Origin of the sequence: Salinarimonas ramus (genome assembly GCF_014645695.1) — a bacterium.
GTDB lineage: Bacteria > Pseudomonadota > Alphaproteobacteria > Rhizobiales > Beijerinckiaceae > Salinarimonas > Salinarimonas ramus.
This window is the reverse complement of record NZ_BMMF01000009.1, coordinates 154,700-181,529: the sequence shown is the minus strand read 5'-3', so window position 1 is coordinate 181,529 and position 26,830 is coordinate 154,700. Positions and strand designations below refer to the sequence as shown.

22 protein-coding genes are annotated in these 26,830 nt (G+C 70.5%); 11 read left to right on the top strand and 11 right to left on the bottom strand.

What is annotated here, in order from left to right:
- Window positions 1-204 precede the first annotated feature (204 nt).
- The 3 genes from IEX89_RS15875 (at window position 205) to IEX89_RS15865 (ending at window position 2,966) form a co-directional block, all read left to right on the top strand.
- The gene (locus IEX89_RS15875; protein ID WP_188914218.1) at window positions 205-2,139 is read left to right on the top strand and encodes a DEAD/DEAH box helicase; all 1,935 of its coding nucleotides are present in this window, start codon (window positions 205-207) and stop codon (window positions 2,137-2,139) included.
- Window positions 2,140-2,233: 94 nt separating this feature from the next.
- Window positions 2,234-2,632 (top strand): DUF2237 family protein, encoded by a 399-nt coding sequence (locus tag IEX89_RS15870; protein ID WP_244645503.1) that lies wholly within the window; start codon window positions 2,234-2,236, stop codon window positions 2,630-2,632.
- Window positions 2,633-2,729: 97 nt separating this feature from the next.
- Window positions 2,730-2,966 carry a DUF6894 family protein gene (locus IEX89_RS15865; RefSeq protein WP_188914217.1) on the top strand — a complete coding sequence of 79 codons (237 nt, stop codon included), beginning with the start codon at window positions 2,730-2,732 and terminating at the stop codon, window positions 2,964-2,966.
- A 21-nt stretch (window positions 2,967-2,987) separates the two neighbouring features.
- Here the strand turns inward: IEX89_RS15865 and hisD are convergent, their stop codons facing one another.
- The gene (gene hisD, locus IEX89_RS15860; RefSeq protein ID WP_188914216.1) at window positions 2,988-4,280 is read right to left on the bottom strand and encodes a histidinol dehydrogenase; all 1,293 of its coding nucleotides are present in this window, start codon (window positions 4,278-4,280) and stop codon (window positions 2,988-2,990) included.
- Window positions 4,280-4,750, bottom strand: a complete 471-nt coding sequence (locus IEX89_RS15855) for a DUF2948 family protein (RefSeq protein WP_188914215.1) — start codon at window positions 4,748-4,750, stop codon at window positions 4,280-4,282. Before IEX89_RS15855 ends, hisD begins: the two co-directional genes overlap by 1 nt.
- 192 nt (window positions 4,751-4,942) lie before the next feature.
- Here IEX89_RS15855 and IEX89_RS15850 point away from each other — a divergent pair, with 192 nt between their 5' ends.
- Window positions 4,943-5,587, top strand: a complete 645-nt coding sequence (locus IEX89_RS15850) for a DsbA family protein (RefSeq protein WP_188914214.1) — start codon at window positions 4,943-4,945, stop codon at window positions 5,585-5,587.
- Window positions 5,588-5,820: 233 nt separating this feature from the next.
- Here the strand turns inward: IEX89_RS15850 and IEX89_RS15845 are convergent, their stop codons facing one another.
- From IEX89_RS15845 to rpsO, 4 genes are all read right to left on the bottom strand, one after another.
- Window positions 5,821-8,331 (bottom strand): GcvT family protein, encoded by a 2,511-nt coding sequence (locus IEX89_RS15845; RefSeq protein ID WP_188914213.1) that lies wholly within the window; start codon window positions 8,329-8,331, stop codon window positions 5,821-5,823.
- Between the two features lie 148 nt (window positions 8,332-8,479).
- Window positions 8,480-8,809, bottom strand: coding sequence for a helix-turn-helix domain-containing protein (locus tag IEX89_RS15840; RefSeq protein WP_188914212.1), 330 nt, complete (start codon window positions 8,807-8,809; stop codon window positions 8,480-8,482).
- 146 nt (window positions 8,810-8,955) lie between these two features.
- Window positions 8,956-11,181 carry a polyribonucleotide nucleotidyltransferase gene (gene pnp / locus IEX89_RS15835; protein WP_188914211.1) on the bottom strand — a complete coding sequence of 742 codons (2,226 nt, stop codon included), beginning with the start codon at window positions 11,179-11,181 and terminating at the stop codon, window positions 8,956-8,958.
- A gap of 209 nt (window positions 11,182-11,390) precedes the next feature.
- Window positions 11,391-11,660, bottom strand: a complete 270-nt coding sequence (gene rpsO / locus IEX89_RS15830) for a 30S ribosomal protein S15 (RefSeq protein ID WP_188914210.1) — start codon at window positions 11,658-11,660, stop codon at window positions 11,391-11,393.
- A 294-nt stretch (window positions 11,661-11,954) separates the two neighbouring features.
- Here rpsO and IEX89_RS15825 point away from each other — a divergent pair, with 294 nt between their 5' ends.
- The 4 genes from IEX89_RS15825 to IEX89_RS15810 all read left to right on the top strand — a co-directional run bounded on the left by IEX89_RS15825 (window position 11,955) and on the right by IEX89_RS15810 (window position 15,951).
- Window positions 11,955-12,461 (top strand): ferritin-like domain-containing protein, encoded by a 507-nt coding sequence (locus IEX89_RS15825; RefSeq protein ID WP_188914209.1) that lies wholly within the window; start codon window positions 11,955-11,957, stop codon window positions 12,459-12,461.
- A 265-nt stretch (window positions 12,462-12,726) separates the two neighbouring features.
- On the top strand, window positions 12,727-13,815 hold the full coding sequence (locus IEX89_RS15820; RefSeq protein WP_244645502.1) for an AbrB family transcriptional regulator: 1,089 nt from the start codon (window positions 12,727-12,729) through the stop codon (window positions 13,813-13,815).
- A gap of 303 nt (window positions 13,816-14,118) precedes the next feature.
- Window positions 14,119-15,210: a TRAP transporter substrate-binding protein gene (locus tag IEX89_RS15815; protein WP_188914208.1), complete on the top strand. Its 1,092-nt coding sequence runs from the start codon at window positions 14,119-14,121 to the stop codon at window positions 15,208-15,210.
- A 99-nt stretch (window positions 15,211-15,309) separates the two neighbouring features.
- Window positions 15,310-15,951, top strand: a complete 642-nt coding sequence (locus tag IEX89_RS15810; RefSeq protein ID WP_188914207.1) for a LysE family translocator — start codon at window positions 15,310-15,312, stop codon at window positions 15,949-15,951.
- 49 nt (window positions 15,952-16,000) lie between these two features.
- On the opposite strand, the gene serA is transcribed toward IEX89_RS15810, so the two are convergent.
- Both serA and IEX89_RS15800 read right to left on the bottom strand, forming a co-directional pair.
- Window positions 16,001-17,608: a phosphoglycerate dehydrogenase gene (gene serA, locus IEX89_RS15805; protein WP_188914206.1), complete on the bottom strand. Its 1,608-nt coding sequence runs from the start codon at window positions 17,606-17,608 to the stop codon at window positions 16,001-16,003.
- Between the two features lie 245 nt (window positions 17,609-17,853).
- The gene (locus IEX89_RS15800; RefSeq protein WP_188914205.1) at window positions 17,854-19,023 is read right to left on the bottom strand and encodes a phosphoserine transaminase; all 1,170 of its coding nucleotides are present in this window, start codon (window positions 19,021-19,023) and stop codon (window positions 17,854-17,856) included.
- A 336-nt stretch (window positions 19,024-19,359) separates the two neighbouring features.
- On the opposite strand from IEX89_RS15800, the gene IEX89_RS15795 reads away from it, so the two are divergent.
- Together IEX89_RS15795 and IEX89_RS15790 are read left to right on the top strand one after the other, a co-directional pair.
- Window positions 19,360-20,139, top strand: a complete 780-nt coding sequence (locus IEX89_RS15795) for a hypothetical protein (protein WP_188914204.1) — start codon at window positions 19,360-19,362, stop codon at window positions 20,137-20,139.
- 196 nt (window positions 20,140-20,335) lie between these two features.
- Window positions 20,336-20,971: a class I SAM-dependent methyltransferase gene (locus tag IEX89_RS15790; RefSeq protein WP_188914203.1), complete on the top strand. Its 636-nt coding sequence runs from the start codon at window positions 20,336-20,338 to the stop codon at window positions 20,969-20,971.
- Here IEX89_RS15790 and IEX89_RS15785 read toward each other — a convergent pair.
- The 3 genes from IEX89_RS15785 to IEX89_RS15775 all read right to left on the bottom strand — a co-directional run bounded on the left by IEX89_RS15785 (window position 20,968) and on the right by IEX89_RS15775 (window position 23,959).
- Complete coding sequence (locus IEX89_RS15785; protein WP_188914202.1) at window positions 20,968-21,894, bottom strand: DUF4214 domain-containing protein; 927 nt, start codon at window positions 21,892-21,894, stop codon at window positions 20,968-20,970. The two genes, IEX89_RS15790 and IEX89_RS15785, sit on opposite strands and share 4 nt — an antisense overlap.
- A gap of 23 nt (window positions 21,895-21,917) precedes the next feature.
- On the bottom strand, window positions 21,918-23,393 hold the full coding sequence (locus IEX89_RS15780; protein WP_188914201.1) for a TAXI family TRAP transporter solute-binding subunit: 1,476 nt from the start codon (window positions 23,391-23,393) through the stop codon (window positions 21,918-21,920).
- 167 nt (window positions 23,394-23,560) lie between these two features.
- On the bottom strand, window positions 23,561-23,959 hold the full coding sequence (locus tag IEX89_RS15775; protein WP_210317649.1) for a flagellar basal body rod protein FlgC: 399 nt from the start codon (window positions 23,957-23,959) through the stop codon (window positions 23,561-23,563).
- Between the two features lie 341 nt (window positions 23,960-24,300).
- Between IEX89_RS15775 and IEX89_RS15770 the strand changes: the two genes are divergently transcribed.
- Window positions 24,301-26,679: a Tex family protein gene (locus tag IEX89_RS15770; protein WP_188914199.1), complete on the top strand. Its 2,379-nt coding sequence runs from the start codon at window positions 24,301-24,303 to the stop codon at window positions 26,677-26,679.
- The last annotated feature ends 151 nt before the right edge of the window (window positions 26,680-26,830 follow it).

Sequence of the window (26,830 nt, the reverse complement as noted above, 5' to 3'; positions counted from 1 at the left end):
CAATGACGCGGCGACGCGTGTTGCGCAACCCGCAGCGCAGGGACGCACACGACGCGCTCGCAATTGCGCGCGAGATCGCTTATGTAGCCCCCAGCGCGCGGCGCGCATTGCCGCCTTTCGTCCTCCAGCCAGCTTCGCGACACGCGATCGGGTTCTTCCGCGACCCGGCAGGGGGATCTCTTCGTATCGGTATCGAACGACCCCATGCCCTTTCCCGCGACCCATCCCCTCCTCGCCGAGGCGCTCGACGCGCGCGGCTATGCCGACCCGACCCCGGTCCAGGCGGCCGTGCTCGCTCCCGGCAACGAGGGGCGCGACCTCCTCGTCTCCGCCCAGACCGGCTCCGGCAAGACCGTGGCCTTCGGCCTCGCGCTCGCCTCGACGCTGATCGGAGCCTCGCCCGTCCTCGTCCCGGCGATGGCGCCACGCGCCCTCGTCGTCGCGCCGACCCGCGAGCTCGCGCTCCAGGTCGCCCGCGAGCTGACCTGGCTCTACGAGCGCACCGGCGCGCGCATCGTCACCTGCGTCGGCGGCATGGACCCGCGGCGCGAGCGTCGCGCGCTCGAGGCCGGCGCCGACATCGTGGTGGGCACGCCCGGGCGCCTGCGCGACCATATCGAGCGTCGCGCGCTCGATCTCTCCGAGCTCGCCTGCGCGGTGCTCGACGAGGCCGACGAGATGCTCGACCTCGGCTTTCGCGAGGACCTGACCTTCATCCTCGAATCGGCGCCCGCCGAGCGGCGCACGCTGCTCTTCTCCGCGACGATCCCGCCGCAGATCGCCGGCCTCGCCCGCGATCACCAGCGCGACGCGGTGCGCATCGACACCATCGCCCGCAACGCGCCGCACGCGGACATCGCCTACCAGGCGATCCGCGTCTCGCCGCGGGAGATCGAGCTCGCCGTCGTCAACGTGCTGCGCCGCGTCGAGGCGCGCGCCGCGATCGTGTTCTGCGCCACGCGCGAGCAGGTGCGCCATCTCCACGCCAACCTCGTGGAGCGCGGCTTCGCCGCCGTGGCGCTCTCGGGCGAGCTCTCCCAGGCGGAGCGCTCCAACGCCCTCCAGTCCCTGCGGGACGGGCGGGCGCGGGTATGCGTCGCCACCGACGTCGCCGCGCGCGGCATCGACCTCGCGCATCTCGACCTCGTGATCCACGCCGACCTGCCCAACGACCGCGAGGCGCTGCTGCATCGCTCGGGCCGCACCGGCCGCGCCGGCCGCAAGGGCATCTGCGTCCTCGTCGTGCCGGTCAACCGCCGCCGCAAGGCCGAGGCGCTGATCCAGGGCGCGCGCATCGACGTCGTCTGGTCGGGCCCGCCGACCATCGAGGAGATCCGCGCAGAGGACGAGGCGCGCTTCCTCGCCGATCCGCTGATCGTGGAGGAGGCGGGCGAGGACGAGCGCGAGACCGCGCGCCGCCTGCTCGAGACGAGGAGCCCCGAGGAGGTCGCCGCCGCCCTCGTGCGCCTGTGGCGCGCGCGCCTGCCGGCGCCCGAGGACGTCACCGATCCCGGCGAGCGCCCGGTGCGGCGCGGCCGCGACGAGCGCGAGCTCGAGCGCGCCCGCGACAAGGGCCCGTTCGAGGGTCGTGGTCGCGACGCGCGCGAGCCGCGCGAGCCGCGCGAGGCCCGCGAGCGCGTGCCGATGGCGTGGTTCACGCTCTCCGTGGGGCGCCAGCAGAACGCCGACCCGAAATGGCTGCTGCCGCTGATCTGCCGCATCGGCGGCATCGACCGCGGCGTCGTCGGCCCGATCCGGATCTTCCCCCAGGAGACCCGCTTCGGCATCGCCGTCGACGCGGCCGACGCCTTCGCCAAGTCGGCGCTCGGCGGCAACGACGAGAACGTCACGATCGCCCGCGCCGAGGGCGCACCGGGCCCGCGGCAGGACGTCGACGGCGACGGGCCGCGCAGAGGCGGCTTCGGCAAGGGCGGCTTCGCGGGCAAGGGCGGGTTCGCCGGCAAGGGTGGCTTCGCCGGAAAGAGCGGCGGCGGCTTCGGCAAGGGCGGGTTCGGCAAGCCGGCGCCGCGTGGCAAGGCGACCGGCGGCAAGGGAACCGGCGGCAACGACGGCTTCCGCAAGGCCGGCCCCGGCGGCGGCAAGCCGTTCCAGGCCAAGGCGCGGCACGCCGAGGGCTGACGGTTCTCGCACGGGCGGCGCGGCGAGGCGCCTCGACACGGCGCCTCGCGCATCCTAGCTCTCGCGGATACGACGTTTCCGGGAGAGCACGCCCATGAACGACATGTCCGGACGATACGAGGGTGGCGGCGGTGCGCGCAACGTGCTGGGTGGCCCGCTCGCTCTGTGCTGCTCGGCGCCGCGCACGGGCTTCTTCCGCGACGGCTTCTGCAACACCTCCGCGGAGGACGTGGGCACCCACGTGATCTGTGCCGTGGTGAGCGACGCGTTCCTGCGCTTCAGCCAGGCCCGCGGCAACGATCTCCTGACGCCGCGTCCGGAATTCGACTTCCCGGGGCTTCGCGAAGGCGACGGCTGGTGCCTGTGCGCGCTGCGCTGGCGCGAGGCGCTGGAGGCGGGCGTCGCGCCCAGGGTCAGGCTCGAGGCGACGCATGCGCGCGCCCTCGACTTCGTCTCGCTGGCCGATCTCGAGGCGCACGCCTACCCGACCTGAGAGCCGCACCGCCGCGGTCGACCCCGGCGGGGCGAATTGCTGCAGCGCGGGAACGCGGGCGCGACCGGGTCCGTTCTCCCTCCACGAGAGGGGAGCCATGCCGGTCTACTATTTCCACATCAGGTCCGAACGCGGCGTCCATCCCGACACCGAGGGCGTGCGCCTGGCCGACGGCGAGGCCGTGCGGCGCGAGGCGATCGATCGCGCGCTCGTCGAGATGTCCGAGGGCGCCAAGCACGACGAGGACCGCATGAGGTGGATGTTCGACGTCCGCGACGACGCGGACCGCCCGGTCCTGTCCTTCCCCTTCGCGGACGCGATCCCCGCCGGCTGAGCGCGCCGGCGAGGCGCGCCGTCAGAGATTCAGCCGGATCGCCACCGAGCGCGCGTGCGCGTCCAGCCCCTCGGCCGTTCCGAGCGCGATCGCCGCGGGCCCGAGCGCGCGCAGCGCGTCGGGCGTGCAGGACAGGATCGAGGTGCGCTTCATGAAATCGAGCACCGAGAGCCCCGAGGAGAAGCGCGCCGAGCGGGCGGTCGGCAGCACGTGGTTCGGGCCGCCGACATAATCGCCGATGGCCTCGGGCGTATGAGCGCCCAGGAAGATCGAGCCCGCGTTGCGCACCCGCGCGGCGAGTCGCTCGGGATCGCGAGTCTCGATCTCGAGATGCTCGGGCGCGAGCCGGTCGACGAGCGGGATCGCGCCCTCGAGATCCGGCACCACGACGATCGCGCCGAAATCGCGCCAGGAGGCGCCCGCGATCTCGGCGCGCGAAAGCGTCGCGAGCGCGCGCTCCACCGCCGCCTCGACGGCATCGGCGAGATCGGCGCTGTCGGTGATCAGGATCGATTGCGCGGCGGCGTCGTGCTCCGCCTGGGCGAGGAGGTCGGCGGCGATCCAGGCGGGATTGGCCTCGCCGTCGGCGAGGATCAGCACCTCGGAGGGGCCGGCGATCATGTCGATGCCCACCTGTCCGAACACCCGGCGCTTGGCGGCGGCGACGTAGGCGTTGCCGGGGCCGGTGATCTTCGCCACGGGGCGGATCGTCGCCGTGCCGTAGGCCATGGCGGCCACGGCCTGGGCGCCGCCGATGCGGTAGACCTCGTCGATCCCCGCGATCCGCGCCGCCGCGAGAACCAGCGGATCGACGGCGCCGTCGGGCGTGGGCACGCACATGACGATGCGGTCGACCCCCGCCACGCGGGCGGGTACGGCGTTCATCAGGACGGAGGAGGGATAGCTCGCGGTGCCGCCGGGCACGTAGAGCCCCGCCGCCTCGACCGCGTTCCAGCGCCAGCCGCGGGTGACGCCGAGCGCGTCCGTCTCGCGGAAATCCTGCGGCTTCTGCTGTTCGTGGTAGCTCGTGATCCGCTCGCGCGCGAGGTGGAGCGCGTCGAGCGTCTCGCGCGAGCAGGAGGCCTCCGCGGCCGCGAGCTCGTCGTCGGCGATGCGCAGGGTCTGCGGCGTCAGGCTCAGCCGGTCGAAGCGGGCGGTGTAGTCGACGAGCGCGGCGTCGCCGCGCGCGATCACGTCGGCGATGATGCCGCGCACGACGCCGTCCACCTCCTCCGAGGCCTCGCGCTTCATGCCGATGAGCGCCTCGAACGCGGCGTCGAACCCGGGCTCGCGGGCGTCGAGACGGATCGGCATCAGCCCCGCCCCTCGCGCGACACGGCGTCGAGCACCAGCGGATCGGGAGCGGCGTGCTCGGGGCGGCTCTCCACCTCCCAGACCGGACCCATGTCCTTCATCTGCGCCTCGAGGCACTCGACGTCGAGGCGGATGGCGCGATCCTCCGAGAAGATCAGCGTCACGCAGCCGGCCGGTGCGGCGCCGGGCTCGAAGGTGACGGCGAGGAGGTTGAGCACCTCCTCCTTGCGGCGCGGGTCCATGTTCTTGCAGCGCACGTTCTGCACGCGCTCGAAATGGATGCCCGTCAGGCGCCGGCGCGGGGCCTCGCCGAGATCGCTCTCCCAGTCGAAGCGGCGGGCGCACAGCGCGAAGCGGCCTTCCTTGGGCAGGTAGGCGACGTCCTCCACGCGCACGGCGGCGTCCTGGAGGTGGGCCGACAGCACGGCGAGATCTTCCTCGTCGAACGCGACCAGCTTGAGGAGGTCCATCGGTTCACACCTTCGTGGAACGAGTTCCTGAACGGAACGGTGTCGGAGCTTACCTGCAGATAGAGAGGCGGGCCCGCCCGCGCAACCGCCCCGCCTCGCCCGCGCGCGCATGGCGGGGGCGTGCGATGCCGGTCTTGCACCGGCGCGGGCGCGACCCATCTGCGGGAGGCTGCCCGCGATCGAGGAGCCCTCATGTCGATGCCCCCCGTCATCGTCGTCGCCTACGACCCGCTGTGCGGCTGGTGCTTCGGTTTCGGGCCGACGCTGCGCCGGCTGAGGGCGCGCTTTGCCGGCGAAGCTCTCTTCCGCGTCGCCATGGGCGGGCTCGTGACCGGCGCGCGCGAGCGCATGATCGGGCTCGACGCGCCCTATCTCATGCGCGGCCTCCAGGAGGTGCGCGCCCGCACCGGCGTGAAGGCGGGCCCCGCCTTCTTCGAGCGCGTGCTGGAGCCCGGCCGCTGGATCTCCCGCTCCGAGCCCGCCTGCCGCGCCGTGCGCATCGCCCGCGAGATGGGCGGCGAGGAGGCCGCCCTCGACGTCGCCACGGGCCTGTGCGAGGCCTTCTACGGCGAGGGCCGCGTGCCCGACGACGCGCGCACGATCGCCCGCGTCGCGACCGCCGCCGGGCTCGATCCCGACGTCCTCCTCGACCGCTGGTCGGCGCCCGAAGCCTTCGCCGAGACGATGGCCATGTTCGACGCCGAGCGCGCCCGCGGCATCGTCAGCTATCCGGCGCTCTTCCTCAAGGACGAGCGCGGCGGCCTCGTCGAGGTGCTGGCCGGCGCGGTCTCGCCGGAGGACGCGGTGGCGATCGTGGAGCGCGCCATCGAACGCTGAGCCGAAATCTCCTTCCCTGTAGGGGACGGTGGCTCGGCGCCGAAGGCGACGAGACGGATGGGGCGCGCGGGACGCGCGTTCGGCGAAGCCGAAGCCGACGTGCGAGGTCTGAAGCCGACGCTTCCGCTTCGCGGAACACGCCTTGCGGCGTGCCCCATCCGTCACCGGCTTCGCCGGCGACACCTTCCCCTACAGGGAAGGAGGGCGCGCGCGGCGCTCGCTCCCCGGCGCTCTCAGCCGCGCAGGCGCTGGTTGTCGGGGTCGAAGGGGGATTCGCCGATCACCATGGCGCGGTGCGGCTTGCCCAGGATCACGACGTCGAGCTCCGTGCCGATCTCGCCGAGCTCCGGCGACACCATGGCGAGCGCGATCGACTTGCCGACCCGCCAGCCGTAGCCGCCCGACGTGACGCGCCCGACGAGGCGACCGCCCTTGCGGATCGGCTCGTTGCCGCGGGCGTCGACGTCGGTGACGTCGAGCACCTCCAGCGTGACGAAGCGGTTGGCGAAGCCCCGCTCCTGCCAGGCGAGGAGCGCCTCGCGCCCGAGGAAGTCGCCCTTGCCCGGCTTGACGAAGCGCTCGAGCCCGGATTCCAGCGCCGCGTACTCGATCGAGAGCTCGCGCGGCAGAACGCGGTAGGACTTCTCCAGGCGCATGGACTCCATCGCCCGCATGCCGTAGGGCGCGATTCCGTAGCGTTCGCCGGCCTGCATCAGGAGATCGAAGACGTAGGCCGTCATCTCGACCGGAATGTGCAGCTCGAAGCCGAGCTCGCCGACGAAGTTGACGCGAAGCGCCTTCGCGTTGGCGAAGCCGACGTCGATCGTCTTGCCGGTGAGCCATGGGAAGCTCGCGCCGGAGAGGTCGGTGTCGGTGACGCTCTGGAGCACGTCGCGGGCGTGCGGGCCGGCGACGCCCAGGACGCCGATCTGCGTCGTCAGCCGCGCGAGATCCACCGAGCCGTCACGCGGGCGGGCCTTCTGCAGGTAGTCGAGGTCGTGCCGCTCCGCCGAGCCCATGCCGACGAGGTAGAAGCGCTCCGGCCCCTCGCGGAACACCGTGAACTCGGCCCGCACGCCCCCGTTCGCGGCGAGCATGTGGGTCAGCCCGATGCGCCCGACCGTCTTGGGCAGCGCGTTGGCGAGGAGCCCGTCGAGCCAGGCCTCGGCGCCGGGGCCGGAGACCTCGTACTTGGCGAACGGCGTCAGGTCCTGGATGCCGACGCCCTCGTGCACGCGCCGCACCTCGGCACCCACGTGCTCGAAATAGTTCGAGCGGCGGAACGACCAGCGCTCCCTCGGGCGCTCGCCCTCGACGACCGGCGGGTGGTTCTCGTTGAGCAGCGTCGGCGCCTGATCCAGATCGGCCGCGTCGAGCCCGTAGCCGTCCGGCGCGAACCAGTTCGCGCGCTCCCAGCCGTAGGAGGTGCCGAACACCGCGCCCATGGCCTTCAGGCGGTCGTAGACCGGCGAGCGGCGCAGCGGACGGGCGGCGGCGCGCTCCTCGTCCGGGTAGTGGACGGTGAAGACGTTCTCGTAGGCTTCCTCGTTCTTGGCCACGAGGTAGCCGCGGGTCGCGTGCGGGCCGAAGCGGCGGGGATCGACGCCGCCCATGTCGATGGTCGGCTCGCCGTCGACGATCCAGTTCGCCAGCTGCCAGCCCGCGCCGCCGGCGGCGGTGACGCCGAAGGAATGGCCCTCGTTGAGCCAGAAGTTCGGCAGGTCCCAGGCCGGCCCGACGATGGGCGAGCCGTCGGGCGTGTAGGCGATGGCGCCGTTGTAGACCTTCTTGACGCCGACCTCGCCGAAGATCGGCACGAGCTCCATCGCCGTCTCGATGTGGGGCGCGAGCCGCTCCAGATCCTCCTGGAAGAGCTCGTACTCGCTGTTCGCATCCGGCCCGTCGACGTAGCAGCACGGCGCGTGCTTCTCGTAGGGGCCGAGGATGAGCCCGCCCGCCTCCTCGCGCATGTACCAGCCGGAATCCGCGTCGCGCAGCACGCCCATCTCGGGCATGCCCGCGCTCTGGCGCGCCTTGATGGCCGGGTGCGGCTCGGTGACGATGTACTGGTGCTCGACGGGGATGACGGGGATGTCGAGCCCCACCATCGCGCCGGTGCGCCGGGCGAAGTTGCCGGTGGCGCAGACCACGTGCTCGCAGGTGATGGCGCCCTTGTCCGTCTCGACCCGCCACAGGCCGTCGGCGGTGCGCACGATGCCGGTGACGGTCGTGTAGCGGTGGATCTCCGCGCCGCGGGCACGCGCGCCGATGGCGAAGGCCTGGGTCAGGTCCGCGGGCTGGATGTAGCCGTCGTCGGGATGGCGGATGGCGCCGATGAGGTTCTCGGTCTCGCAGAGCGGCCAGAGCGCCTTCACCTCCTCGGGCGTCAGCACGTCGCAGCGCACGCCGATCGTGTCGGCGACGCCCTTGTAGGCCATGAACTCGTCCCAGCGATCCTTCGAGCGGGCGACGCGGATGTTGGACACGCGGCGGAAGCCGACGTCCTGCCCCGTCTCCTCCTGCAGCGTCGCGTAGAGCGCGACCGAATACTTGTGCAGCTGGCCGACGGAATAGCTCATGTTGAACAAAGGCAGGAGGCCCGCCGCGTGCCAGGTCGAGCCGGAGGTGAGCTCCTTGCGCTCGATCAGCACGACGTCGGACCAGCCTTTCTTCGCCAGGTGGTAGAGCGTCCCCGCCCCCACGACCCCGCCGCCGATCACGACCACACGCGCTCGTTCCCTCATGGCTCGCCTCCGCTCGCCCGACCCGCCGGGCACCCGCCCGGATCGCGTCCATGCTCGCGACACGAGCGGGGCGACGCTTGCGCGGGGGCGACATCGGATGTCGCGGGGACGCCATTCGGCGGAGGCGGAGGGAGTGGAGCGAGGGTGATCAGGCGATCGCGTCGAGCCCGCGGGCGCGCACCAGCGTCAGCAGCTTCAGCGAGGGACCGACCGGCGTCTTCTCGCCCCGCTCCCACTGGCTGACGAGACCCGTCGTGACGTTGAGGTGGCGGGCGAACACGGCTTGGCTCACGCATTCGCGCTCGCGCAGCGCACGGATCTCCTCGGCGCCGAGCGGCTTCACCGGGGTGAGGCACATCTCGTCGAAGCGCCGCATCGTCCGCTTGGCCATCACGCCCGCGTCGTGGAGATCCGACGCCGTCTCGTGGATCGCCGCGAGAGCATCGCTGCGATAGGTGGTCTCAGGTCTCTTCGTCATCGCACGTCACCTCGATCAGCGCGCCGGCCCGCCGCGTAAGGAGCTTCCCCGGGCGCCGAAAGCAAAGAGAGCGCGGCCCTCGCGGACCGCGCTCTCGATGGTAACCGAACCGGAAACGGGGCGGCCAGCCGCCGCCCCCTCCGGGATCACTCCCCGCGACGTCCGCCGCGGCGGCGGCCGCGGCCGTCGCCGCCATTGCCGCCGGAGGCCGCCTCGCCGCCCTCGGCCGCGGGAGCCGGGGCCTCGCCGCCCTCGGCGGCCTTCTTCGACATGTCCTCGCCCGTGGCCTGATCGACCGCCTTCATGGAGAGGCGCACCTTGCCGCGATCGTCCGTGCCGAGGAACTTCACCTTCACGGTGTCGCCCTCCTTGACCACGTCCTTGACCGTGGCGACGCGCTGGGGCGCGAGCTCGGAGATGTGGACGAGGCCGTCGCGCGAACCGAAGAAGTTCACGAAGGCGCCGAACTCCATCACCTTGACGACCTTGCCCTCGTAGATCGCGCCGGGCTCCGGCTCGGCCACGATGGAGCGGATCCAGTTGTAGGCCGCCTTGATCGAGGCGCCGTCGGCGGAGGCGATCTTCACCGTGCCGTCGTCCTCGATGTTCACCTTGGCGCCGGTCTTCTCCACGATCTCGCGGATGATCTTGCCGCCCGTGCCGATGACCTCGCGGATCTTGTCGGTGGGGATCTGCATCACCTCGATGCGCGGCGCGTACTCGCCGAGCTCGGCGCGCGGCGCGGTGAGCGCCTTCGACATCTCGCCGAGGATGTGCTCGCGACCGCCCTTGGCCTGGTCGAGGGCGATCTTCATGATCTCCTCGGTGATGCCGGCGATCTTGATGTCCATCTGCAGCGAGGTGACGCCCTGCTCCGTGCCGGCGACCTTGAAGTCCATGTCGCCGAGGTGGTCCTCGTCGCCCAGGATGTCGGAGAGCACCGCGAAGCGCTCGTCCTCGAGGATGAGGCCCATGGCGATGCCCGCCACGGGACGGCGCAGCGGCACGCCCGCGTCCATCAGCGACAGCGAGGCGCCGCAGACGGTGGCCATGGAGGAGGAGCCGTTCGACTCGGTGATCTCCGAGACGACGCGCAGCGTGTAGGGAAACTCGTGCGGCGGCGGCAGCATCGGCCGCAGCGCGCGCCAGGCGAGCTTGCCGTGCCCGATCTCGCGACGGCCCGGCGAGCCGATGCGGCCGGTCTCGCCCACCGAATAGGGCGGGAAGTTGTAGTGCAGCAGGAAGCGCTCCTTGCGGGTCCCCTCCAGCTGGTCGATGAACTGCTCGTCCTCGCCGGTGCCGAGCGTCGCGACGACGAGCGCCTGGGTCTCGCCGCGGGTGAACAGCGCCGAGCCGTGGGTGCGCGGCAGCACGCCGACCTCGGAGACGATCGGGCGGACCGTCTTCGTGTCGCGGCCGTCGATGCGGTTGCCGGTGTCGAGGATGTTCCAGCGCACGACCTTGGCCTGGGCCTCCTTGAAGGCGGCCTTGACCTGCTCGGGCGCGAAGCGGGCCTCGCCCTCGTCGGGGAGGAGCGCGGCCGTCACCTTCGCCTTGGCGGCGTCGACGGCGGCGTAGCGGGACTGCTTCTCGGTGATCTGGTAGGCGGCGCGCAGGTCGGCCTCGGCCACCTCGAGCACGGCCTTCATCACCTCGTCGTGATCCGGCGGCGCGAAGTCGCGCGGCTCCTTGGCGGCCTTCTCGGCGAGGCGGATGATCGCGTCGATCACCGGCTGGAAGTGCTTGTGCCCGAACATGACGGCGCCGAGCATGATCTCCTCGGAGAGCTCGCGCGCCTCCGACTCCACCATCAGCACGGCGTCCTGCGTGCCGGCGACGACGAGGTCGAGGGCGAAGTCCTCCATCTCGGGGAGCGTCGGGTTGAGCACGTAGGCGTTGTTGATCCAGCCCACGCGCGCCGCGCCGACGGGACCCGTGAAGGGCACGCCCGAGAGCGTCAGCGCCGCGGAGGCGGCGACCATGGCGACGACGTCCGGGTCGTTCTCGAGATCGTGCGAGAGCACGGTGACGATGACCTGCGTGTCGTTGCGCCAGCCGTCGAGGAAGAGCGGGCGGATCGGGCGGTCGATGAGGCGGGAGACGAGCGTCTCCTTCTCCGTCGGACGGCCCTCGCGCTTGAAGTAGCCACCCGGGATGCGGCCGGCGGCGTAGGTGCGCTCCTGGTAGTTCACCGTGAGCGGCATGAAGTCGATGCCGGGCTTGGGCTCCTTGGCGGCGACGACGGTGGCGAGGACGGTGGTCTCGCCGTAGGTGGCGACCACGGCCCCGTCGGCCTGGCGGGCCATCTTGCCCGTCTCGAGCACGAGCTTGCGGCCGGCCCAGATCAGCTCTTCGCGCTGAATGTCGAACATGTCTGTGTATCTCTCTTGCCTGCGTGCGGTCGTTTGCGTCCGACACGACGCCATGGGCAAGACGGCCCGGGGCTCGCCCCTCCTCGCGGAGGGAGCCCCGGGCGATCCTGTCCATGGTCATCGACCGGGCGATGACGCCCCTCGTCCGATCCGGGATCGGCGGGGCGGAAAGGAGCCGGGCGCCCGAGGGTCGCGCGCCCGGCCAGGTCTCAGCGGCGGATGCCGAGGCGCTCGATGAGCGACCGGTAGCGGCCCTCGTCGTTGCGCTTGAGGTAGTCCAGCAGCGAACGGCGCTGGGAGACCATCTTCAGGAGGCCGCGGCGGGAATGGTTGTCCTTCGCGTGGCTCTTGAAGTGCTCCGTGAGGTTGGTGATGCGCTCCGTGAGGATCGCGACCTGCACCTCCGGCGAACCCGTGTCGCCGTCCTTCTGCGCATAGTCCTTGATGAGCGCGGACTTGCGCTCTGCGGTGATCGACATCGTCTCGGTCCTTCTTGGTCTTGATGTGGTGAGCCGGCGCGCTGCCCGAGGCGGGCTCGTCGCCCGCGGCTCCTGCGCTCGTCGTCGGCCCGGCCGGGATGTCGTCCAGCGGGGTCGCGCGCGAGCGATCCGCCGCGAGCGCGCGGCGAACGGGGCGGACCATAGAGCATTTCGCGCGAAACGCCAGCACGAAGACGGCCGCCGGGACGTCGGGCCGCCTCGCGTGCCCGGAACCCGGCGCGCCACCCGTCGTTTCGGCAGCTCCGACGAGACCGGCTCGAAAGGAGCGATCCGATGACCGACCTGCAGTCCACCTACGTGACGGCTCTCAAGAACACCCATTCCCTCGAGCTCGAGGCGCTCCAGGCCATGGAGCGCCAGGTCGAGCGGCTGGAGCGCTATCCGCAGATGAAGGCGATCCTCGAGCAGCACATCGAGGAGACGAAGCTGCAGCGCGACCGCCTGGAGACCGCGCTCGACGGCCAGGGCGCCTCGCCCTCCTCCGTGAAGGAGGGCGCGCTCGGCCTCGCCGGCAATCTCGCCGCGATCTTCCACGCACCGGCGAAGGACGAGATCCTCAAGAACGTCTATGCCGACCACGCGCTGGAGAACTACGAGATCGCCGCCTATCGCTCGCTCATCGCCATCGCGAAGCGCGCCGGCGACGCGCGGAACGTGCCGGCGCTGGAGCAGTCGCTGGCGGAGGAGGAGGCGATGGCCGAGCGCGTCGCCGCGCAGATCGAGCCCGTCACCGCGACCTATCTCGAGCTGACCCTCTCGGGAGCGGACGCGAGCCGCTGAGGCACCGGCTTTCGGCCGCGAAGGCAGCGGCCCTGCGCGTCCTGCGCAGGGCCGATCCGCGCGCGCGGGTCTTCCGCGCGCGGCGATCTCCTGCGACAGATGGGGCGAGAAGAACAGACGCCCGGCACAACTCCCCCGAGATTGCACCGGGCGCCCGTGACGGCGACCGCCAGGAACAGCGCCCCGTCGCGAAGGACAATGGCAGGGTCGCGCGCCCCGGACATTGATCGATCGCAAGGCGCGCGAGAAAGGTCGCGCGCGCGACGTGAGATCGACGCCCCGTCTCGAGACCTATCGCGCCTCTCCGCTGGCGCAGATCGTCCAGATCGCCGTGGCCTGGGGCGTCGGCTGGCTCTTCACGCAGGCCGGCATTCCCGCGGGATGGCTGTCGGGCGCCGTCGTCGGCGTCGTGCTGCTGGGTCGGCTGGGGCTCGCCGTCATCATGCCGCGCCCCCTCGTCGAGACGGCGATGCTCGTCTCCGGCGCCGTGATGGGCGCGGGCATGACCCCCGACACGCTCGCCGCCATCGGGCGGTATCCGCTGAGCCTGCTCTTCCTCGCGCTCGCCGTCGTCGCGGCGACGGGCGCGTCCTCCCTCGTGCTGATGCGCGCCTTCGGCTGGACGCGCATCGACGCCGTGCTCGCGACCGTGCCCGGCGCGCTCACCTCGGTGATGGCGATCGCCGCCGAGCGCGGGGCGAACGTGCCGGGCATCGGCATCGTGCAGTCGACGCGCCTGCTCTTCCTCATCCTCGTTCTTCCCTTCCTCGTCGCCGCCGGCGGCGGGGCGCACGCGGCACCGATCGGGATGGGCGCGCCGCCGGCGGACGCGGTCGCGCTGGCGATCATCCTCGCCGGCGGGCTCGTGGTGGGCCTCGGCTTCGAGCGCATCGGCCTCGCGGCGCCGCTGCTGCTGGGCTCGACGGTGGCGAGCGGGCTCGGCCACGTCACCGGCGCCGTGGCCGGCCAATTGCCCGATCCCGTGGCGACGCTCGGCTTCGTGCTCATCGGCATCTACATCGCCCAGCGCTTCAACACGCTCGACCTCGCTGCCATCCGCCGGCTGATCCCGCCGGCGCTCGTCGCCTTCGTGGTGAGCATGGCGGTGGCCGCCCTCTTCGCCGCGCTGGCCGTGGCGCTCGCGGGCGCGCCGCTGGCGGAGGCCCTCGTCGCCTTCGCGCCGGGCGGGCTCGAGGCGATGATCGTGCTCGCCCTCGTGATGGGGCTCGATCCGCTCTATGTCGGCGTGCACCACCTGGTGCGCTTCCTCGGCATCGGCTTCACCCTGCCCGTCCTCTTCGCTCGCCGCCGCGGCGAGGCGAACGAAGCGGGGCGACGGGACGCGTCGCCTTGAGGGCTGCGCCTGCAGCTGCCTCGCCGCCACCCGTCTCGCTCCGCTCGCCGACCGCCCCGTGGGGCGGTATCGGGTCGGCGCGCCTCATCGACGTCGATGCAGAGCGCGGCATCGAGCTCGCTTCCCCCGAGGCGCGATACCAACCGGTTGCGCTCTGTTGTTTTTCGTATCGGTGTTGCTAAGGTGCGCGCCGCGTCGGGTCCGCGCGGGGCGCGAAACGCCAGATCACGCCCGCGAGCCGCGAATCCTCCACACTCGGGGGAGCGGATCCGCAACGCCCATAATACGATGGAGGGTTCACGCATGGAACGTCGTCAATTCCTGAAGGGTGCCGCGGTCGGCGGCGTCGCCGCCGCGTCGGGCCTCGCGGCCCCGGCGATCGCGCAGGGCAACGTCACCTGGCGCATGGTCACGACCTGGCCGAAGAATTTCCCGGGCCTCGGCGTCGGCGCGCAGCGCCTGGCGGACCGCATCACCGCCGCCTCCGGCGGCCGGCTGACGGTGCAGGTCTTCGCCGCCGGCGAGCTCGTGCCGCCGCTGCAGGCGCTCGACGCCGTCATCGACGGCACCGCCGAGATGAGCCACGGCGCGGCCTATTACTGGCAGAACAAGAGCCAGGGCCTGTCCTTCTTCACGGGCGTTCCCTACGGCATGACCTCGCGCGAGCTCGCCGCCTGGATTCGCTACATGGGCGGCCAGGAGCTGTGGGACGAGATCTACGACCAGTTCGGCGTCCAGGGCTTCCTCTCGGGCGACACCGGCACCCAGGCCGGCGGCTGGTTCCGCAACGAGATCACGGGCCTCTCCGACCTGCAGGGCCTGCGCTTCCGCACGCCGGGCCTCGGCGGGCGCGTGTGGGAGGCGCTCGGCGCCACCGTCACCAACATGGCCGGCGGCGAGATCTTCCCGGCGCTCCAGGCGGGCACGCTGGACGCGGCCGAGTTCGTGGGTCCCTACAACGACCTGGCGCTGGGCTTCTACCAGATCTGCAAGAACTACTACTTCCCCTCCTTCAACGAGCCGGGCCTGGCGACCGAGCTCGTCGTCGACAAGGCGAAGTACCAGGAGCTTCCCTCCGACCTGCAGGCGATCGTGCGCGATTGCAGCCAGGCGGAGTACGACCAGGTCGCCTCCGACTTCTACGCCAACGACCCCCGCGCGCTGCAGACGCTCGTCAACGAGCACGGCGTGACGGTGCGCTACTTCCCGGAGGAGATCCTCCAGGCGGGCGCCGAGGCGGCGAAGGAGATCATGCAGGAGCTGCTCGATTCCTCCGACCCGCTGACGCAGCGCGTCACCCAGAGCTACGTCGAGGCGCTGCGCATCGTGCGCACCCGCACCGAGCAGAACGACGCCCGCTTCATCGCGGCGCGCGAGGCCTATTTCGACATCTGATCCGCGCGCGCGGATCCGCGGCGGGAGCCTCGCGCCCCCGCCGAGACATCGGGGCTCCCGTGCAGCGGCGCGGGAGCCCTTCTTCGTGAGGCGACCGCGATGACCTTCCTGCCCGACATCCAGACGCTGCTCGTCTTCTCCGGCGCCTGCTTCATCCTCTTCGTCACGCCCGGCCCGGACATGAGCCTGTTCCTGGCCAAGACCGTGCAGGGCGGGCGCGCGGCCGGGATCGCGGCCATGCTCGGCGCGATGACGGGTGCGCTGGGCCACACGCTTCTCGCCGCGCTCGGCCTCTCGGCGCTGCTCGCGGCCTCGACCACCGCCTTCACCGTGGTGAAGATCGCCGGCGGGCTCTACCTTCTGTGGATGGCTTACGACGCGCTGCGCCACGGCTCGGCGCTGAACGTGCGCGCGCAGGGGCCGAAGAACCGCCTCTCGCTCCGCGCCACATGGCTGCTGGGCGTTGGGATCAACCTCACCAACCCGAAGGTCATCCTGTTCTTCGTGACCTTCCTGCCGCAATTCGTGACGGCGGGGGACCCGCACGCCGCTGAGAAGCTCGTCTTCCTCGGCCTCTATTTCATCGCCTTCTCGGCGCCGCTCGCGGCCTTGATGATCCTCGCCGCCGACAAGGTGATCGCCCTCGTCAAGGCGCGCCCGCGGGTGCTGCGGGCGATCGACGTCGTCTTCGCGGGCGTGTTCGGGCTCTTCGCGCTCAAGATCCTCACGACGACCCGCTGAAAACCGCGCGGGCGCGGGCATCACCCCGCGCCCGCGTTCGGTCGTCGCTTCAGAACGCCACGGCTCGCGCCCGCTTCACCTGCGGGATGGCCTCGATCCGGGCGAGAAGCGCGTCCGACACCTTCTGGTCCACCGAGACGAAGCAGATCGCGTCGCCGCCGGGATGGTCGCGCCCCAGCGAGAAGGTGGCGATGTTCACCCCCGCCTCCCCGAGCAGCGAGCCGAAGGCGCCGATGAAGCCCGGCTCGTCGGCGTTGCGCACGTAGATCATGTACGGCGCGAACTCCGCGTCGACGTCGATGTCGCGGATCTCGACGACGCGGGGCTTGCCGTCGTGGAAGACCGTGCCGGACGCGTAGCGCGGCATGTCCTCGGCGTCGATGGTGATGCGCACCAGGCTCTCGTAGTCGCGCTGCGCGTTCTCGCGGGTCATCTCCTCGATGACGATGCCGCGCTCGCGGGCGATGCTCGGCGCGTTGACCATGTTGATGTCCTGGAGCATCGGCCTGAGCGCGCCCGTCACCGCGGCGGCGGTGAGCGCGCGGGTGTTCATGCCCGCGACCGCGCCCTCGTACTCGATGCGCACGCCCTTGATCGGCGCCTCGGTGAGCTGGCCCAGGAACGAGCCGAGCTTCTCGGCGAGCGCGACGAAGGGCTTGAGGCGCGGGGCCTCCTCCGCCGAGATCGAGGGGAAGTTCACCGCGTTCTCGACGCCGCCGGTTAGAAGATAGGTCGACATCTGCTCGGCGACCTGGAGCGCCACGTTCTCCTGCGCCTCCGTGGTGGAGGCGCCCAGATGCGGCGTGCACACGACGTTGGGATGCCCGAAGAGCGGGTTCTCCGTCGCCGGCTCCTCCGAGAAGACGTCGAAGGCGGCACCGGCGACGTGCCCGGAATCGAGCGCCTCGCGCAGCGCCACCTCGTCGACGAGCCCGCCGCGGGCGCAATTGATGATTCGCACGCCCTGCTTCGTCTTGGCCAGCGCCTCGCGGGAGAGGACGTTGCGGGTGCGGTCGGTGAGCGGCACGTGCAGCGTGATCACGTCCGCGCGCGCGAGCAACTCGTCGAGCTCCACCTTCTCCACGCCGAGCTCGAGCGCGCGCTCGGGCGACAAGAAGGGGTCGTAGGCGACGACGCGCATGCGCAAGCCGATGGCGCGATCGGCGACGATGGATCCGATATTGCCGCAGCCGATGACGCCGAGCACCTTGGCGGTGATCTCGACGCCCATGAACTTGTTCTTCTCCCACTTGCCGGCCTGCGTCGAGGCGTCCGCCTGCGGGATCTGGCGCGCCAACGCGAACATCATGGCGATGGCGTGCTCGGCCGTCGTGATGGAATTGCCGAAGGGCGTGTTCATCACGATGACGCCGCGCGCGGTCGCGGCGGGGATGTCGACGTTGTCGACGCCGATGCCGGCGCGCCCGACCACCTTGAGGCGGCTCGCGCGCTCGAGCAGCTTGGGCGTCACCTTGGTGGCCGAGCGGATGGCGAGGCCGTCGTAGTCGCCGATGATCTCGGCGAGCCGATCCTTGTCCTTGCCGAGGGCGGGCTCGAAATCGACATGGATGCCGCGATCCTGGAAGATCTTCACGGCGGCGGGGGAGAGCGCGTCCGAGACGAGGACGCGGGGGGCGGAGGACGAGGACGCGGACATGGGCCGGGCGCTCCTGCTGAAGGGTCGTCTTGCGGGATTGGCGTCGAGGCGGCGCGCCCTCTCCTTCCCTGTAGGGGAAGGTGGCGCGCCGCGAAGCGGCGTGACGGATGGGGCGCGCGGGACGCGCGATCCGCGAAGCGGACCCGGAGGCGGACCTGCAGGCCAGCCGCGGACCGCACGCACCCCACCCCTGGTTCGCTGCGCGAACCGTCCCCTCCCCTACAGGGAGGGAGAGCGCACGCGTCTCACGCGGCGCGCTGCGCCGTCTCTGCGGCGAAGGCCCAGTCGAGCCAGGCGGTGAGCGCTTCGAGGTCCGCGCGCTCGACGGTGGCGCCGCACCAGATGCGAAGCCCCGCGGGCGCGTCGCGATAGGCGCCGATGTCGAAGGCGACGCCTTCACCCTCGAGCCGCGCCGCGATCGCCTTGGCGAGCGCGGCCACCGCCTCCTCGCCCTTGGCCACCGTCGCCGGATCGACGATGCGCAGGCACACCGACGTGTTCGACGCCGTCGCCGGGTCCTCGGCGAGGTTCGACACCCACGGCGTGCGCGCCGCCCAATCCTGGATCACCGTCGCGTTGGCGTCGGCGCGCGCGATCAGCGCGTCGAGCCCGCCGATGCCCTTCGCCCAATGAAGCGCGTCGAGATAATCCTCGAGAGCCAGCATGGAGGGCGTGTTGATGGTCTCGCCCTTGAAGATGCCCTCGATGAGCTTGCCGCCCTTGGTGAGCCGGAAGATCTTCGGCAGCGGCCAGGCGGGCTTGTAGGTCTCCAGCCGCGCGACGGCGCGGGGCGAGAGGATCAGCATGCCGTGCGCCGCCTCGCCGCCGAGCACCTTCTGCCAGGAGAAGGTGACGACGTCGAGCTTCTCCCAGTCGAGCGCCTGCGCGAACGCCGCCGAGGTCGCGTCGCAGATGGTGACGCCCTCGCGGTCCGCCGCGATCCAGTCGGCGTTCGGCACGCGCACGCCCGAGGTCGTGCCGTTCCAGGTGAAGACGACGTCGCGCGTCTTCGTGTCCACGGCGGAGAGGTCAGGAAGCTTGCCGTAATCGGCCTCGATCACCCGGGCGTCGGTCAGCTTCAGCTGCTTGACCGCGTCCGTCACCCAGCCGGAGCCGAAGCTCTCCCAGGCGAGGAGGTCGACGGGGCGCGCGCCCAGCATCGACCACATGGCCATCTCGACGGCGCCGGTGTCGGAGGCGGGGACGATGCCGATGCGGTAATCGGCCGGCACGCGCAGCACCTCCCGGGTGAGGTCGATGGCCTGCTGGAGCTTGGTCTTGCCGATCTTGGCCCGATGCGAGCGGCCGAGCGCCGCGTCCGAGAGGGCCTCGAGGCTCCAGCCGGGGCGCTTCGCGCACGGGCCGGACGAGAAGAACGGCGCGCGCGGGCGCACGCCGGGAGCGGGATTCGTCATGTCGTTCCATCCTTCCAGATGGGCGCCTCTCGGTGGGGAGAGGTGTCCCGCTCATCGGGATAGGGGAAGCGTTAAAGGAAAGCAAGTTCAGCTTGCTCTCCCGCTCGATCACTTCGCACCTTCCTGCTCGATGAGGCCGGACGAGGCACGACCATGTGCTAGCGATTGACACGCGTGTAACACAGCGCCGCTCTCGATCCCTCCGGCAAAATCGGTCGAGCAACCGGCCACGAGCCGCACGTTTGGGACGATGTTTGCACACTCAATCCGTCATTTACGCCAACCAGCAGATGAGATAGAAGTCTCGGCCGCAGGCTTTCATATGAGGATAACGCCGTGGAGCACGTTGTTTCTCTCTTTCGCATCTTCTTTCTATTTGGAGCCGTTCTGTCGTTCGCTCTCATGCTGATCGAGGCGGTGGGCGGGGATGCTGCTTCTGCAGCGCTGCTCGGCGCGTCGTTTGCTGCAAACGTCATATTTTTCTATATCGGAGACATCGAACAATTCAAGATCTTTGGAACTGTCGAAGCAAAATTGAATCGTGCGAAGGACTTACTGAGCGACAGCCAACGCATTTCGCGCGCCTTCGCATCATTGATGATTGAGCAGCTCGCGTGGGGTGGTCGTTGGGGAGGTCTAGACACACGGCGGAAAAAAGAAATAGTTTGGGAGCTGTCAAAACTATTGAAAGATAGTGGACTTTCTGATGCAGAAGTTCAGGTGTTACGTAAGGACCTCGTCGATACGGCTGCAATTGATTTACTAAGCACTTGGCACCATGTAGTGGTGCGCGCGACAGATGTTTATAAGAATAGCCTAGATTCAGACGATGATGAAGGACGTCGGTCGGTTGATAGTTGGAGAAAGTCTATACAAATAGATTTCACTGATTTACCATTTGACGAAGCTCTCTTGTTGTTATCTCCAGATTCCGTCATAAATCATCCTGGTATCAAAGGGCGCATTGACTTCGCGAGGCGAAGGATAAAGGTAGCTTACGAATCGTGCAAGTCGGAGATGAATTACAGTGATGAGTATGTGAAGATCATGGAGGAACAAGTGAATGGCGGGTCCATAAGCTGGGCGAATGATCTATTAAAAGATTTCAGGAGCTAACGTCGGGATCAAGGGACGAAATAGCGCAAGCCTCGTCCCCAAACAGGATGCTTGAGATCGAATCCGCCGGCCACATGATGCGGCGCCATACGTTTATAAAAACGGCGGTGGTAACGGCCGGAACTGACGGCCCTTGAGCGAGATCGACCGCGCGACCATGATCGGGACACACGCGATCGCCCACCAAAGGCCCCCCATGCCCACATCCCCCGACATCCGCTTCTGGGACAAAGCCGCCCGCAAGTACGCCGCGCGGCCCGTCGGCGACGAGGCGGGGCTGGAGCGGACGCTCGCGCGCACGCGCGAGCTGCTGCCGGCCGGGGCGCGGGTGCTGGAGCTCGGCTGCGGGACGGCGTCGAGCGCGCTGAGGCTCGCGCCGCATGCCGGGCGGATCGTGGCGAGCGACGCGTCGGGCGAGATGATCGCCATCGCCCGCGAAAAGGTGGCGCAGGCGGGCGTTGCGAACGTCGAGCCCGTCCAGGCGACGGCGGACGCCGTGCCGGAGGCGCCCGGCGGCTACGACGCGGTGATCGCCTTCAACCTCCTGCACCTCGTGCCGGACCGGGCGGCGCTCTACGCGCGGGTGCGCGCTCTGCTCGCGCCAGGCGGCGTCTTCGTCTCGAAGACGCCCTGCCTCTCCGAGATGAACCCCGCGATCCGCCTCGTCGTGCCGCTCATGCGCCTGATCGGCAAGGCGCCGTCCGTCGCCTGGTTCGACGCGAAAGCGCTCGAGGCGGAGATCGTCGCGGCGGGGTTCTCGATCGTCGAGCGCGACCGGCACGGCTCGGGCAAATCGGACCCGCGCCTCTTCCTCGTCGCCCGCGCGCCCTAGAGAACCCAGTACCCGTTCTCGATGTCGGCGGTGCTGAGCGCCACGTATTCGGGCAGCTGCGTGAACTGCACGAGTACCTCCGCCCGGTCGCCGCCGCCGTCGAGATAGGCCGACCAGTAGGCGAAGCCGCCAGCGTCGCCGTCGCGGCCGAGCACGTTGCGGTAGAGCGCGGAGACGAAGGCGGCATTGCTCAGGTCGGCGCCGTAGAGGCTCAGGAACTCGGGGCTGTCGATGAAGCCGGCGGCCGCGTCCCGCAGGCTCGTGCCCCCGTCGACGGCGTTGGTCCAGTAGCGCAGCCCACCTTCGTCCGGCATGCGGTCGAAGGCGCCGCCGTAGAGACGATAGGCGGCCGCCGCGTTGGCGCTGTCGAGGTCGAAGATCAGCCGGCCGTCCGTGAACGTCACCTCCTCGATGGAGATCAGCGTGTCCGTCGAGCCGCCGGGCTTCGCGACGGTGACGGTCCCGTCTTCCGCGAGCGAGACGGAGTAGGACGACCGCTCCTGCGCGTAGGTCATCCGGTCGTCGCCGGCTCCCGCGTCGATCCGGCGATCGCCGTCCTCCTCCACGAACACGTCCGGCCCGTCGGTGCCGACGCTGCCGCCGTCCCCGTCGCCGGGCGTGCCGACGTCGATCCGGTCGCCGTCTTGGTCGACAAGGGTGAAATCGGCGGAGGTCGCGGCGACCTGCATCGCGAAGGCGCGATCGGTCGTGGCGACCACGTCGACGACGCCGGTTCGGAGCGCCGCTTCGTACTCACCCCGCGGCAGGTATGCCGGGCCGTATCCCGCGGTCACGCCGGCGGAGGTCGCCCAGGCCTCGAAGGCGACTTGGTCTTCGCGCGAGACGCCGGTCTTGACGTACCCCCTCGGATTGAAGAAATCGACGTATTCGGCGTCGTAGGCGAAAACGAGATAGACGGCCATGGCGCGACCTCCTCGAAGGAACCTCAGGCGACCCAGAAGCCGTTCGCCAGCGCGGCGTCGCTAATGCCGACGAACTCGGGGAGCTGCGTGAACTGGACGAGCACGTCGGCACGCGCCCCACCCTCCTGGAGATAGCCGATCCAGAACGCGCGGCCCTCCGGCTCGCCCGGGCGCCCGAGCACGTTCTCGTAGAGAGCGGAGACGAAGTCCGTATCGCCGAGATCGGCACCGTAGAGGTCGATGAACTCGCGGCTCGCGAGGAAGCCCGCTGCCGCATCGCGCAGGCCGAGCCCGCCGTCGATGGCCGCGATCCAGTAGCGCAGGCCTCCCTCGTCCGGCGTGCGGTCGAAAGCCCCGCCGTAGAGGCGGTACGCAGCGCTTGCGTTGGCGCTGTCGATGTCGAAGAGGAGCGTGCCGTCCGTGAAGGCGGCGCGCTCGATGGAGATCAGCGTGTCCGTCGAGCCGTCCGGCTTCACCACGGACACGGTCGCGTCGTCTCTCAGCGTAACGCTGTATCCGGACCGTTCGCCGGAATAGGTCATCGCGTCGTCGCCCTCGCCGCCGTCGACCAGGCGATCGCCCGGCTGCTCGACGAAGCTGTCGTCGACCGCGCTGCCGGGGCCGCCGGGGGGAGTTCCGGGCGTCCCGTAGGGCACGCCCGCGGCCTCGAAGGCGGCGACCGCCCCGTCATGGAAAGGGAGGACGGTCGAGACGCCGAGATCGTCCAGCCCGATGTCGGACAGCGCCGGATGAAGGCTTCGAAGCGAGTCCGCCCTCGTGAGAGCGCTCTCGGCAACCATTCGGACGATGTCGTCCGGCATGTCGGCGCGGGCGACGAGCGCGAAGCCGTAGCCGATCGTCGAGAACGGAGCGTCGAGCCCGTAAGCCGCGATCGGCGAGTCCCGCGGCTCGTAGGTCAAGGTCCTCGAAGCGGGATCCGACGATGCGGCGGCGGCCGCCGCGCCGTCGATGTCGATCAGCCGAGCACCGTGCAGCGCGTCGATGGCACGCACGTCCGGCAGCGGGTGCGCCCCCAGAAGGACCATCGCGTCGATGGCGCCGTCGCTCAGCGCTTGCGCCCGGTCCTCGGCCGGGAGGCCGCTGACGACGACGTTCACCCCCGCCGCCGCGAGAGCCCGGGCGGCGAGCTCCGCCATGGGGCTCCCAGCCGGGCCGATGTCGACGCGGCGCCCCGCCAGGTCGGCGAGCGTGGCCGAGCCGTCTTGCTCACGGGTCAGGATCGTCAGCGCATGGCTGTGCAAGGAGAGCACCACGCGGAGCTCGGTCTCGTGGCCGACGAGCTGGTCGGCTCTCACGAGGGCGAAGTCGACCCGTCCTGATCGCAGGAGCGCGAGATTGTCTTGCCACGCTCCCGATTCGATCTGGTCGGCCGTCACGCCATTCTCGACGCGATCCGCGTTGAAGAGCCTGACGATGGCCCCGGCCACCGCATGCTCGGGCTCGCGACTTGAGCCGCCGACGAACGAGATCGAAGACATCTTTCAACCCCCGCAGCGTTGATGTGAAATAATGCCCTATTGAGCAACTCACAGTCAATGCCGCAAGGGAATGTTAAGAGTATTTCGCTGACCCGAGGTGGCGTGGTCGAGCCGATGCGGTTCGACGATCACATCTACTTGCGCGATCGGGCGGAAGCTCTCGCCCTTCACGCAGTCACGTCGAGCAGGGTCTCGGCCATGTCCTTGGCCGCACGCATGGCGGCGACGTTGGCCTCGAAGCTCGCGGCGGCGAGGATCTGGTTGGTGACTTCCTCGACGAGGTCGACGTTGGGCATGGCGACGAGCCCCTGCGCGTTCGCGTCGGGCGAGCCGGGATCGTATGCGGGGTAGTAGGCCGGCCGGCGCTCGGCGAGGCGCGCCTCGACGCCGGCGCCGTCGCGCGAGACCTGGACCACGTCCACCGGCGCATAGGCGCCGGCGCGCCCGCCCGGCTCCGCTGGGAGCGCGCCCGACGTGCGCTGGTTCGCGACGTTGGCCGCGCTCGCCTCGAGGCGCAGCGAGGCGGCGTCGAGGCCGGTGCGGGACATGGCGAGGGACGAGATCATGGATGCGAGCCTAGCCGATGCGGGTGACGCGCCGGTTAGGCCGATCGCTCGATTTGTCGACATCTGCGCGTCGGACCCGATCCGGCGTCGGGCGGGCCGCGTGAACCCCGATCCCCCCCTGCGACTTGTCCCTCCAGACACCGCACGAACCCGGAGACGACCCATGCTGCGCTTCCTCCGCAACGCCTTCATCCTGCGCGAGGCCTTCCGCTTCCTGCGCCGCCGCCGGCGCTGAGGCGCGGCCCGACGACACGACCCCGCGCCCGCGGCGGCGGTTTGCCCGCCGCCGCGGGCGCGCTACACGTCGACCTCGATCGCATCCCCGAATCGCGCGAGGCGACATGACGACGTCGAAGATCGCGGGCGAGACCGCCCGCACCATCACCCGCACCATCGCCGCCGAGCTCGCCGTGGCGGAGGCGCAGGTCGCCGCCGCGGTCTCGCTGCTCGACGAGGGCGCGACCGTTCCCTTCGTCGCGCGCTATCGCAAGGAGGCGACGGGCGGCCTCGACGACACGCAGCTGCGCACGCTGGAAGAGCGCCTGCGCTACCTGCGCGAGCTGGAGGAGCGCCGCGCCGCGATCCGCGCCGCCATCGACGAGCAGGGCAAGATGACGGACGCGCTCGCCGCCGCCATCGCCACGGCCGACACCAAGGCCCGGCTCGAGGACCTCTACCTCCCCTACAAGACGAAACGCCGCACCAAGGCGCAGATCGCCCGCGAGGCGGGGCTCGGCCCTCTCGCCGAGGCGCTCGTCGCCTCCCCCGAGCGCGCGCCCGAGGACCAGGCCCGCGCCTTCGTCGACGAGGCGAAGGGCGTCGCCGACGTGGACGCGGCGCTGGAGGGCGCGCGCCACATCCTGGTGGAGCGCTTCGCAGAGGACGCGGACCTGATCGGGCGCCTGCGCGAGGATTTCTGGCGCGAGGCGCGACTCGTCGCCACCGTCCGAGAGGGCAAGGAGCAGGCGGGCGCCAAGTTCTCGGATTACTTCGCCTATTCGGGCAAGATCTCGGAGCTTCCCGCTCACCGCATCCTGGCGATCTTCCGCGCCGAGAAGGAGGAAGTGCTCTCCGTCTCCCTCACCGAGATCCCGGAAAACGCCCCCGACACGGCGAAGGACGCCTATCCCGCGAAGATCCGCGCGCATTTCCGCCTCGCCGATCGCGGCCGGCCGGGCGATTCCTGGCTCGCCAAGGCGGCGGGCTTCGCCTGGCGCACCAAGATCTCGCTCTCGATCGCGCTCGACGCCCGCGCCCGGCTCTGGGCCAAGGCGGAGGAGGAGTCGATCCGCGTCTTCGCGGCCAACCTGCGCGATCTCCTGCTCGCCGCGCCCGCGGGCGCACGCGCGACGATGGGCCTCGATCCGGGCTATCGCACCGGCGTGAAGGTCGCCGTCGTCGACGCCACCGGCAAGGTGGTGGCCACCGACACGATCTATCCGCACGAGCCGCAGCGGCGCTGGGACGCGGCGCTCCACACGCTGGAGGCTCTCGTGCGCCGCCACGACGTGGAGCTGATCGCCATCGGCAACGGCACGGCCTCGCGCGAGACCGACAAGCTCGCCGGCGAGCTGGTGGCGCGGCTCTCGGACCGCAAGGCCGTGAAGGTGATGGTCTCGGAGGCCGGCGCGTCGGTCTATTCCGCCTCCGCCTTCGCCTCGAAGGAGCTGCCCGACCTCGACGTGTCCCTGCGCGGCGCCGTCTCCATCGCACGCCGCCTGCAGGACCCGCTGGCGGAGCTCGTGAAGATAGACCCGAAATCGATCGGCGTCGGGCAGTATCAGCACGATCTCGCCGAGCACGCGCTCTCGCGGGCTCTCGACGCCGTGGTCGAGGATTGCGTGAACGCGGTGGGCGTCGAGGTGAACACGGCGTCGGCCCCGTTGCTGGCGCGCGTGTCGGGGCTGGGCGAGGGCGTCGCGAAGGCGATCGTCGCGCGCCGGGACGAGGCGGGGCCGTTCCGCACGCGCAAGGAGCTGATGAACGTGCCGGGGCTGGGCCCCAAGACCTTCCAGCTCGCCGCCGGCTTCCTGCGCATCCAGGACGGCGCGGACCCGCTCGACCGCTCGGGCGTCCACCCGGAGGCCTATCCCGTGGTTCGGCGCATCCTGGAGTTCACCAAGGCCGACGTCGTGCGCATCATCGGCGACGCGAAGACGCTGCGCGCGCTCGACCCGCGCCGCTTCACCGACGAGACGTTCGGCGTGCCGACCGTCTCCGACATCATCGCCGAGCTGGAGAAGCCCGGCCGCGACCCGCGCCCGGCCTTCAAGACGGCGAGCTTCGCGGACGGGGTCGAGAAGATCTCCGATCTCGTGCCCGGCATGGTGCTCGAAGGCGTCGTCACCAACGTCGCCGCCTTCGGCGCCTTCGTCGACATCGGCGTCCACCAGGACGGGCTCGTCCACGTCTCGGCGATGTCGGCGAGCTTCGTGAAGGACCCCCGCGCCGTGGCGAAGCCGGGCGACGTCGTCAAGGTCAAGGTGATGGAGGTGGACGTGCCGCGAAAGCGCATCGGTCTCTCCATGCGCCTCTCCGACGAGCCCGGACAGGAGCGGCGCCCGGCGCGCACGGGTGGAGGCGGCGGACGGCCGGACCAGGCGCGCGCGCCGCAGGCGGGCAAGCCCCGCGGTGATCGGGAACGCTCCGGCGCCCCCGGCGGCGGCGCGCTCGCCGACGCCCTGCGCCGCGCCCAGGACCGCGACCGCCGCGGGACGTGATTTCCCTTCCTTCCCTGTAGGGGAAGGTGGCGCGCCGCGAAGCGGCGTGACGGATGGGGCGCGCGGAACGCGCGTTCGGCAAAGCCGAAATCGACGTGGCCATCCTGGCACCGGGGCTTCCGCTTCGCGGAACGCGGCTGTCGCCGCGCCC

Excerpts from the sequence above, each read along its gene's own strand:
- IEX89_RS15875 (WP_188914218.1), top strand. The coding sequence starts at position 205 with ATGCCCTTTCCCGCGACCCATCCCCTCCTCGCCGAGGCGCTCGACGCG.
- IEX89_RS15870 (WP_244645503.1), top strand. The coding sequence starts at position 2,234 with ATGAACGACATGTCCGGACGATACGAGGGTGGCGGCGGTGCGCGCAAC.
- IEX89_RS15865 (WP_188914217.1), top strand. The coding sequence starts at position 2,730 with ATGCCGGTCTACTATTTCCACATCAGGTCCGAACGCGGCGTCCATCCC.
- hisD (WP_188914216.1), bottom strand. The coding sequence starts at position 4,280 with ATGCCGATCCGTCTCGACGCCCGCGAGCCCGGGTTCGACGCCGCGTTC.
- IEX89_RS15855 (WP_188914215.1), bottom strand. The coding sequence starts at position 4,750 with ATGGACCTCCTCAAGCTGGTCGCGTTCGACGAGGAAGATCTCGCCGTG.
- IEX89_RS15850 (WP_188914214.1), top strand. The coding sequence starts at position 4,943 with ATGTCGATGCCCCCCGTCATCGTCGTCGCCTACGACCCGCTGTGCGGC.
- IEX89_RS15845 (WP_188914213.1), bottom strand. The coding sequence starts at position 8,331 with ATGAGGGAACGAGCGCGTGTGGTCGTGATCGGCGGCGGGGTCGTGGGG.
- IEX89_RS15840 (WP_188914212.1), bottom strand. The coding sequence starts at position 8,809 with ATGACGAAGAGACCTGAGACCACCTATCGCAGCGATGCTCTCGCGGCG.
- pnp (WP_188914211.1), bottom strand. The coding sequence starts at position 11,181 with ATGTTCGACATTCAGCGCGAAGAGCTGATCTGGGCCGGCCGCAAGCTC.
- rpsO (WP_188914210.1), bottom strand. The coding sequence starts at position 11,660 with ATGTCGATCACCGCAGAGCGCAAGTCCGCGCTCATCAAGGACTATGCG.
- IEX89_RS15825 (WP_188914209.1), top strand. The coding sequence starts at position 11,955 with ATGACCGACCTGCAGTCCACCTACGTGACGGCTCTCAAGAACACCCAT.
- IEX89_RS15815 (WP_188914208.1), top strand. The coding sequence starts at position 14,119 with ATGGAACGTCGTCAATTCCTGAAGGGTGCCGCGGTCGGCGGCGTCGCC.
- IEX89_RS15810 (WP_188914207.1), top strand. The coding sequence starts at position 15,310 with ATGACCTTCCTGCCCGACATCCAGACGCTGCTCGTCTTCTCCGGCGCC.
- serA (WP_188914206.1), bottom strand. The coding sequence starts at position 17,608 with ATGTCCGCGTCCTCGTCCTCCGCCCCCCGCGTCCTCGTCTCGGACGCG.
- IEX89_RS15800 (WP_188914205.1), bottom strand. The coding sequence starts at position 19,023 with ATGACGAATCCCGCTCCCGGCGTGCGCCCGCGCGCGCCGTTCTTCTCG.
- IEX89_RS15790 (WP_188914203.1), top strand. The coding sequence starts at position 20,336 with ATGCCCACATCCCCCGACATCCGCTTCTGGGACAAAGCCGCCCGCAAG.
- IEX89_RS15785 (WP_188914202.1), bottom strand. The coding sequence starts at position 21,894 with ATGGCCGTCTATCTCGTTTTCGCCTACGACGCCGAATACGTCGATTTC.
- IEX89_RS15780 (WP_188914201.1), bottom strand. The coding sequence starts at position 23,393 with ATGTCTTCGATCTCGTTCGTCGGCGGCTCAAGTCGCGAGCCCGAGCAT.
- IEX89_RS15775 (WP_210317649.1), bottom strand. The coding sequence starts at position 23,959 with ATGATCTCGTCCCTCGCCATGTCCCGCACCGGCCTCGACGCCGCCTCG.
- IEX89_RS15770 (WP_188914199.1), top strand. The coding sequence starts at position 24,301 with ATGACGACGTCGAAGATCGCGGGCGAGACCGCCCGCACCATCACCCGC.